The sequence below is a fragment of the Streptomyces pimonensis genome (genome assembly GCF_041380215.1).
GTDB lineage: Bacteria > Actinomycetota > Actinomycetes > Streptomycetales > Streptomycetaceae > Streptomyces > Streptomyces pimonensis.
Map to the genome: position 1 here is coordinate 1 of NZ_JAHWZY010000122.1, position 1,316 is coordinate 1,316.

Below are 1,316 nucleotides of genomic sequence, written 5' to 3' on the forward strand. Positions count from 1 at the left end.
GAGCAGCGTCTCCCGCTCCGTGCGGGGCTCCCTGCCCCTGCCCGCCTCCTCCGGGTTCGGCACCGGGAGGGCGGCACGGTCCAGCTTTCCGTGCCGGGTCAGGGGGAGTTCGTCCAGGACGAGCAGGGTGCCCGGGAGCGCGTACTCCGGGAGCCGTTCGGCGGCCAGGGCCCTCAGACGTCCGGTGTCGAGGACGCGGCCCGGTTCGGGCACGACGTAGCCGGTGAGGTGCTTGGCCCCGGTGGGCGTCCGGTGCACCAGGACGACGACGTCCGCCACTCCGTCCTGCTCGCCGAGGACCGCCTCGGTCTCGCCGAGTTCGACGCGGAAGCCGCGGATCTTGACCTGGTGGTCGGCCCGCCCGAGGAACTCCAGCACCCCGTCCGGGGCCCAGCGCACCAGGTCGCCCGTACGGTACATGCGGGTGCCGGCCGGACCGAACGGATCGGCGACGAACCGCTCCGCGGTCTGTGCGAGCCAGTTCAGGTAGCCGCGTGCCAGCGCGTCACCGGCGATGTACAGCTCGCCCACCGCGCCGGGCGGCACCGGTCGCAGCCGGCCGTCGAGCACGTAGGCGCGCATGCCGTCACGGGCACGGCCGATCGGCACGGTCGACGGGACCGCGCTCCGGTCCTCCATGGTGTGGGCGGTGGCGTACACGGTGATCTCGGTCGGGCCGTACGCGTCGGTGACGACGGTGCCGGGGCAGTGTTCCAGCACCCGGCGCACGGTGGCGGCCGTGACGACGTCGCCGCCGACCATCACCTCGCGGACGTCGGCGAGGCAGCCCGGGTCCTCCTCGGCCACGACGCGGAAGAGTCCGGCCGTGAGCAGGAGCAGGGTCACGCCGTGCTCGCGGACCGCCCGCGCGACGGCCGCCACGTCCAGGTCGCCGGGCGGGGCCACCACGACCTCCCCGCCGTTCAGCAACGGGGTCCACAGTTCGCAGGTGGAGGGGTCGAAGCCGTACGGCGAGTGCAGCAGCGTGCGGATCGGGCGGTCGGGGGCGAACGCGGTCCTCCAGTGGCGGTCCGCGGCCAGGCTCACCACCCCGCGGTGGGTGGCCGTCACGCCCTTCGGCTCGCCGGTGGAGCCGGAGGTGAACATCACGTAGGCGGCGCTGTCCGGGTGGGGACGCGCGCCGGGGCGTACGGCGCCCCCGACCGGCAGCGGGTCCTCGTCGGTCACCGTGACGAAGTGGCCGGCACGGGGCAGCAGGACGGGCGCCGTGTCGCGGTGGGAGCCGTCCGTGACGACGACCGACGCACCGGTCTGCCGCAGCATCGTGTCCAGCCTGGCCGGAGGCAGGTCGGGGG

At 74.8% G+C, this 1,316-nt stretch carries 1 protein-coding gene; it reads right to left on the reverse strand.

The genetic code is table 11. The features are described from left to right. Positions 1-1,308: amino acid adenylation domain-containing protein (locus tag KYY02_RS33620; protein WP_371244868.1), on the reverse strand; the 1,308-nt coding region annotated here is incomplete at its 3' end. Positions 1,309-1,316: the final 8 nt, after the last annotated feature.